The following is a 6,180-nucleotide window of genomic DNA, read 5'->3' as shown; positions in this document are numbered from 1 at the left end:
AGCGGCGCAGCGCGTTGCACCGGTCGAGCACCGTCCTGGTGACCCGGTCGGCGCCCAGCGCCGCTGCGGCCATGGCGGCTGCCGCGAGCGCGGCGCATCCGGCCAGTACGCCCCGCAGCGACGCCGAGGGGTGGACCCCGGCGGAGTGGATGGTGAAGACCACGGCCGCGGTGCCGCTGAGCGCGGCGACGACGGTGGGAAGGATGGCGGTACGCAGCAGTTGGGGCCGTATACGGGCCTCGGGCGTCGGCGGTACGGACCGCGAGCGGCGGACGGACGGAGCCGGGGAGGGACCAGGCCGGGGTGGGCGGTTGCCCGTCCGGCCGTGCCGTCCGCCTTCCGGCCGGTCGTTCCGCGCTTCGGGTGCGCGCAGTTGAGACATCAGCGTCCTCGGTACGTGGGATACCAGGGCTCACCGACAGGGAAGGCAACTCACCTGACGCGTCTCCCTGTTGATCAGCAGCCACTCACAGTAGTCGCCACGCCGTGGCACTTGACGTCTAGTTGCCGAACTTGCGCGCCGAGCGTCCCGCTCTGGTATGAGGGTTCGCACGCGCGGCCGAAAATTATGCCGCTGTCGCGGGCGTCGGGGCTGCGGAACAGCTCCGCATATGGTCGGGGCAGTATTGCGCGCATGACGAATATCCGTTCACGCATGACGACATGGCTGGGCCGCCGCTATCTGGCGAACATCCGCAAGAAGGGATTCGACCTTTCGAACGCGGCGCTGCTCCCCGATTCGACCCTTATGCCGCTGCGGCGTACCGGCCTCGATCCGGTGCCCGATCTCGGTGAACTGCGGGAGAGGGAACCGGTCAGCAAGCTGTCGGTGCCGCTCGGTATGAACGTCTGGCTGGTCACCGGCTACGAGGAGGCCAAGGCGGTCCTGGGCCGCACCAAGGGCTTCAGCAACGACTTCACCAATCTGATCGGCAACGCCGGCGTCACCGAGGGCCAGCACCCGGGCGGCCTCGGCTTCTCCGACCCGCCGGTCCACACCCGGCTGCGCCGTCTGCTCACACCGGAGTTCACCATGCGCCGGCTCGCCAGGCTCACGCCGCGCATCCACGAGATCGTGGACGACCGGCTCGACGAGATGGCACGGACTCCCGGCCCCGTCGACCTCGTCCAGACGTTCGCGCTGCCGATCCCCTCGCTCGTCATCTGCGAACTCCTCGGTGTCCCGTACGAGGACCGGGAGGACTTCCAGCGTCTCGGCACCACCCGGTTCGACCTCTTCGCCGGGGCCGGCGCCTCGTTCGGCGCGATATCCGAGTCCCTCTCCTACCTCCGGGACATCGTCAAGAAGCAGCGGGAGAACCCGGGCGACGGCCTGCTCGGCATGCTGATCAAGCAGCACGGCGACGCCATCGACGACGAGGAGCTGACCGGTCTCGCCGACGGTGTGCTGACGGGCGGCCTGGAGACCACCGCCAGCATGCTCGCCCTGGGCACCCTGGTCCTCCTCCAGAACCCGGACCACTTCACGGCCCTCCGCGACGACGACAAGGCCGTGGGCCCCTGTGTGGAGGAGCTGCTGCGCTATCTCACCGTGGTCCAGGTCGCCTTCCCGCGCTTCGCCCGCGAGGACATGGAGATAGCGGGGACCCGGATATCCGCCGGTGATGTGGTGCTGTGCTCCCTCAGCGGCGCCGACCGCGACGCCTCCATCGGCCCGCGGATGGATACGTTCGACCCGGCCCGCCCCTCCTCGCACATCGCCTTCGGCCACGGCATCCACCGCTGCATCGGCGCCGAACTCGCCCGGATGGAACTGTGCGCCGCCTACCCGGCGCTGCTGCGCCGTTTCCCGGCCATGTCGCTGGCCGTACCGGCCGAGGAGCTGGCGTTCCGCAAGTACTCCGCCGTGTTCGGTGTCGACTCCCTGCCCGTGCACCTGGGCTGACCGGCCGGCCGGCGCGCGGCCGGTCCGGCCTCGGCAGGGACGGGGCTGTTCGGCGTAGGGCGGTTCAGCGGGTGGGCACCGCGTCCGGCCGCGGGGTGTCATCGGCGCGCACCGGGCCGCTGCCGCGCACCCTGCGCACCGCGTACGCGACGAGCACGACGGCCAGACTGCCGAGGCTGGTGAGCAGCTGGGTGCGCTGGTCGCCGATGACGGCCATGGCCACCAGCACGGCGGCGAAGCCGGCCATCACCACCCAGGTGAGATACGGGAAGAGCCACATGCGCAGGGTCAGCCGCTCGGGCTCCTCGCGCTCCAGCCTCCGCCGCATACGCAGCTGGGACGCGCCGATCATGAGGTACATGAAGATGGCGATCGCGCCGGACGAGTTCACCAGGTAGGTGAAGACGGTGTCCGGGGACAGATAGGCCAGCAGCACCGAGATCCAGCCGACCGCGGTGCCGGCCAGGATCGCCCGGACCGGGACCTGGCGCTTGTTCGTCGCCACCAGCCAGGTGGGGGCGTCCCCGTGGGTGGCGAGCGCCCGCAGCATCCGCGAGGAGACGTAGACCGAGGAGTTGAGCACGCTCAGCACGGCCGTGAGGATCACGATGTCCATCACGACGCCCGCGCCCGGCAGCCCGATGCTCTTCCATGCGGCGACATACGGGCTGGTCAGCACCTTGGCGCTGTCCCACGGCACGAGGGTGACGACCAGGACGATGGAGCCGACGTAGAAGAGAATGATCCGCCAGATGATCCCGGTGGTGGCGCGGGCCACCGAACGTTCGGGCTCCTTGCTCTCGGCGGCGGCGATGGTGACGATCTCGGCTCCGCCGAACGCGAAGATGACCACGACGATCGCGGAGAAGACCGCGGTGATGCCGTTGGGTGCGAAGCCTCCGTGGGCGGTCAGGTTGGAGAAGTCGAAGGACGAGCCCGGCCAGCCGCCGAAGACATAGAGTCCGCCGACGATCAGGAAGGCCACGATCGCGGCGACCTTGACGGAGGAGAACCAGAACTCGAACTCGCCGAACGACTTCACGGAGAACAGGTTCGTCGCGGTCATCAGGATCATCAGGCCCATGGCCAGCACCCAGAGCGGCAGCCCCATCCACTCGTGCAGGATCGCCGCGCCCGCGACGGCCTCCACGGCCACGATGATGACGTAGTAGTACCAGTACAGCCAGCCGATGGTGAAGCCCGCCCACGGCCCGATGGCGGTGCGGGCGTAGTCGGCGAAGGACCCCGACGACGGCTTCGCCACGACCATCTCGCCGAGCATCCGCATGGTGCACAGCACCAGCGCGCCGGCCAGGCAGTAGGAGACGATCGCGGCGGGCCCCGCGGTCTTGATCACCGAACCGCTGCCGACGAACAGTCCGGCACCGATCGCACCGCCGATCGCGATCATCGACATATGGCGGTTGCGCAGCGAGCGGTTGAGTTCCGGCTGCGGGGCGGGCGCCTTGCCTCGCCGTTCTGTCGGCTGTTCTGTCGGCGGCTTTCTCTGCGGATTGCTCTGCGGTGCGGAGGAGGTCATGGCAGCTCCAGTCATGGACGACGACGTAGACGACGTACAGGGGCGGGGGAATCCACGCGGGGGGACGGTGGCGGTGTCAGGTCCAGTCGCTTTCGCGACCGCCGCCGATCACCCAGCTGAGCGCCCGGAAGCGGCGCAGCGCCGTCACGGCGTCGGGGGTCTCCATACGGACCGTCCTTGGGCCGGACAGTCCGGCCCCGGACAGCGCGCTCGCGCGGTCCGCGAGGTGCGGGCTGTCCACGTCCACCTCCAGCACGTGCGGTGCGGGGCGCGGGGCGGCGTGCGGCGGGGGCGCCGAGAGGGCCGCCGCTGCCGTACGCCGGATGTCGGCGGACGTGACGGCCGGGGTGCGGCAGACGGCCGCGTGCCGCGAGATGGCCTTCTTCACGGTGACGGTCCGGCAGCCGGGGGCGTACCCGGCGGCTTCCCGGCAGGTGATGTCGTCGCCGGTGACGAGGACGACGGGGACCCCGGCCTCGGCGGCGACCAGGGCGTTGAACCCGCCCTCACCGACCGGCTCTCCGTCGATGCGGACACCGAGGATGCTGTGCGAGAGGTAGGTGTGCGCGAGGACGCCCTGGTCCCCCGCACCGGTGTGGTATCCGACGAACGCCACCGCGTCGACACCCTCCGCCAGCCCCTCCAGCATGCCGAGCGGCTTGTGGCGGCCGGTGATCAGGACGGCGCGCGGGTCGAGTTCCTCGATGAGTACGTTGTCCATGCCGCAGTGCGCGTCGTTGACGACGATCTCGTCCGCGCCCGCCTCGGCGAACCCGGCGACCGCGGCGTTGACGTCCTGCGTGAGCAGCCGGCGGAAGCGTTCGTAGCGCGGTGTTCCCGCTGTGACGTCCGCCGGGGAGACGGTGCCCGTCGCCCCCTCCATGTCGGCGGATATGAGGACGTGCGTCACTGCTCCACCTCCTTCTTCGTTCCGTGCTCCGCGCTGTCCGGGCTGTCCGGGCCGTCCGCACCCAGCGCCACGAGGGCGTCCGCATGGGAGAGCCCGCTCTCCTCGACGACTTCGCGCACGCTCTGCGCCTCACGGACCGTCGCCAGGCGCACCTGCCCAGCGGAGTCGGTGCGGTAGCCGAACACCGCGGGTCTGGGCAGGGAGTTGTACGAGAAATGCGACGAGAAGTAGTACGCCCCGGTGTCGTACAGCGTCACCACGTCCCCCGGCTCGATCGCCGGGAGCTCACGGGCGGTCGCGGTCAGGTCACCGGCGAAGCAGCACGGTCCGGCGATGTCCACGACCTGGAGCGGGCCCTGCTTGGGGCGGCCGGCGGCGTCGAACACGCCGACGCGCAGGGGCCAGGCGTCCGGCATGAAGACGGTACGGGTGGCCACCTGGGCTCCGGCGTGGGTGACCGCGATCCGCCTGCCGCCGGCCGACTTGGTGTACTCGACGACCGATCCGATGGTGCCGCTCTTCGCGAGCAGCGAGCGGCCGAACTCGGTGACGAGGGTGTAGCGGCCGTCGAAGAGCCCGGGGACGGCGCCGCGCAGTTCGGCGACGTAGTCGGCGTAGCTGGGGCTGTCGTCCTCGCTGTCGAAGTTGACGGGCAGGCCGCCGCCGATGTCGAGGCCGGTGATCCGGGCGTGGCCGAGCCGGGTGTTGATGCGCTCCGCGAGGTCGTACGCGGCACGGATGCCCTGGGCGATGAGCGGCAGCGGGCAGCCCTGGGAGCCGACGTGCGCGTGCAGGCGGTTGAGCCAGGGGTGCCGGGTGAAGGCGTCGATCACCGCGTCGACGGCTCCCGGGTCGCGCAGCGCGACCCCGAATTTGGAGGTCGCGGTCGCGGTGCTCATGGCCCCGATGGCGCCGGCGCCGACCTGGGGGTTCACCCGCAGCCCGATGGGGCCTGACGGCTCGCGCCCGGCCAGCAGCCGGTCGACGCGCTCCAGCTCCTGGAAGTTATCCAGGTTGATCGCGATGCCGTGGGCCAGCGCGAACTCCAGCTCACCGACCGTCTTCGCCGGGCTGTCGAAGACCAGCCGGTCGGTGGTGAAGCCGGCCGCCAGTGCCTGTTCCAGCTCGCCGGGCGAGGCCACTTCGCAGCCCATACCTGCCTCGGCGAGCAGCCGCAGCACCGGCACAAGACCGCACGCCTTGGCCGCGAACGTGTGGTGCACGGTGGCCGGGCCGTCGAACGCCTGGTGCAGTGCCTCCACCGCGGCCAGCACGCCGTCGACGTCGAGGAGCCCGACCAGGGGCGAGCCGGGGCCGAGGAGGCCCTCGTCGACGGCGCGGGCGAGCGCCGCCTCGCGGGCGCGCTGGCGCTGGGGGGCCGGACCGGAAGTCACCTGAAACACTCCTACGTGAGAGATCGCTCGTGCACCGCGCTCGTTCGGGCCGCGGGACGTTGTGCCCAGCTTCGGTGCAGGGAGCCCGGCATGTCTTCGTCATCCGCGACCATGCCTGGCCGGTTCACCTGTCCTGGCCCACAGGTAAACGATCATGGATCGTACGGCGCGGCCGCATACGGCTCACCCGGTGAGGCGGCCGAGGCGCAGTCCGACGTCGGCCAGCAGCCGTACGGCCGGGTCGGCGAGGTCCACACCGAACAGCTCCCCGGCCCGGCGCAGCCGGTAGCGCAGGGTGTTGGGGTGCACATTGAGGCGCCGCGCGGCCGTGGCCGTGTCGCCGAAGGCGTCGAGGTGCGCGGCGACCGATTCGCCGTACCGCGACCCGTGCGCCCGGGCGTGAGCCAGCATCGTGTGCACCGGGCCCGAC

5 protein-coding genes and 1 pseudogene are annotated in these 6,180 nt (G+C 70.8%); 1 reads left to right on the top strand and 5 read right to left on the bottom strand.

Features of this window, described 5'->3' with window-relative positions; translation table 11 throughout:
- Window positions 1-382: pseudogene (locus tag G3I19_RS33645) on the bottom strand (ATP-binding protein); the annotation flags it as partial.
- Between the two features lie 252 nt (window positions 383-634).
- Here G3I19_RS33645 and G3I19_RS33640 point away from each other — a divergent pair.
- Complete coding sequence (locus tag G3I19_RS33640) at window positions 635-1,906, top strand: cytochrome P450 (protein WP_164267500.1); 1,272 nt, start codon at window positions 635-637, stop codon at window positions 1,904-1,906.
- Between the two features lie 64 nt (window positions 1,907-1,970).
- On the opposite strand, the gene G3I19_RS33635 is transcribed toward G3I19_RS33640, so the two are convergent.
- The 4 genes from G3I19_RS33635 to G3I19_RS33620 all read right to left on the bottom strand — a co-directional run.
- A complete protein-coding gene (locus tag G3I19_RS33635) occupies window positions 1,971-3,446 on the bottom strand; it encodes an amino acid permease (RefSeq protein ID WP_203600920.1) in 1,476 nt (491 codons plus the stop codon).
- A 76-nt stretch (window positions 3,447-3,522) separates the two neighbouring features.
- The gene (locus tag G3I19_RS33630) at window positions 3,523-4,356 is read right to left on the bottom strand and encodes a M55 family metallopeptidase (protein WP_164267499.1); all 834 of its coding nucleotides are present in this window, start codon (window positions 4,354-4,356) and stop codon (window positions 3,523-3,525) included.
- Window positions 4,353-5,750 carry a diaminopimelate decarboxylase gene (locus G3I19_RS33625; protein ID WP_164267498.1) on the bottom strand — a complete coding sequence of 466 codons (1,398 nt, stop codon included), beginning with the start codon at window positions 5,748-5,750 and terminating at the stop codon, window positions 4,353-4,355. Before G3I19_RS33625 ends, G3I19_RS33630 begins: the two co-directional genes overlap by 4 nt.
- A 183-nt stretch (window positions 5,751-5,933) precedes the next feature.
- The coding region (locus G3I19_RS33620) for a helix-turn-helix domain-containing protein (protein WP_203600918.1) at window positions 5,934-6,180 on the bottom strand (247 nt) is incomplete at its 5' end.

This window comes from Streptomyces sp. SID10853 (assembly GCF_010548145.1).
Lineage (GTDB): Bacteria > Actinomycetota > Actinomycetes > Streptomycetales > Streptomycetaceae > Streptomyces.
The sequence above is the reverse complement of the archived record's forward strand: the minus strand, read 5'-3'. Positions and strand labels throughout refer to the sequence as shown.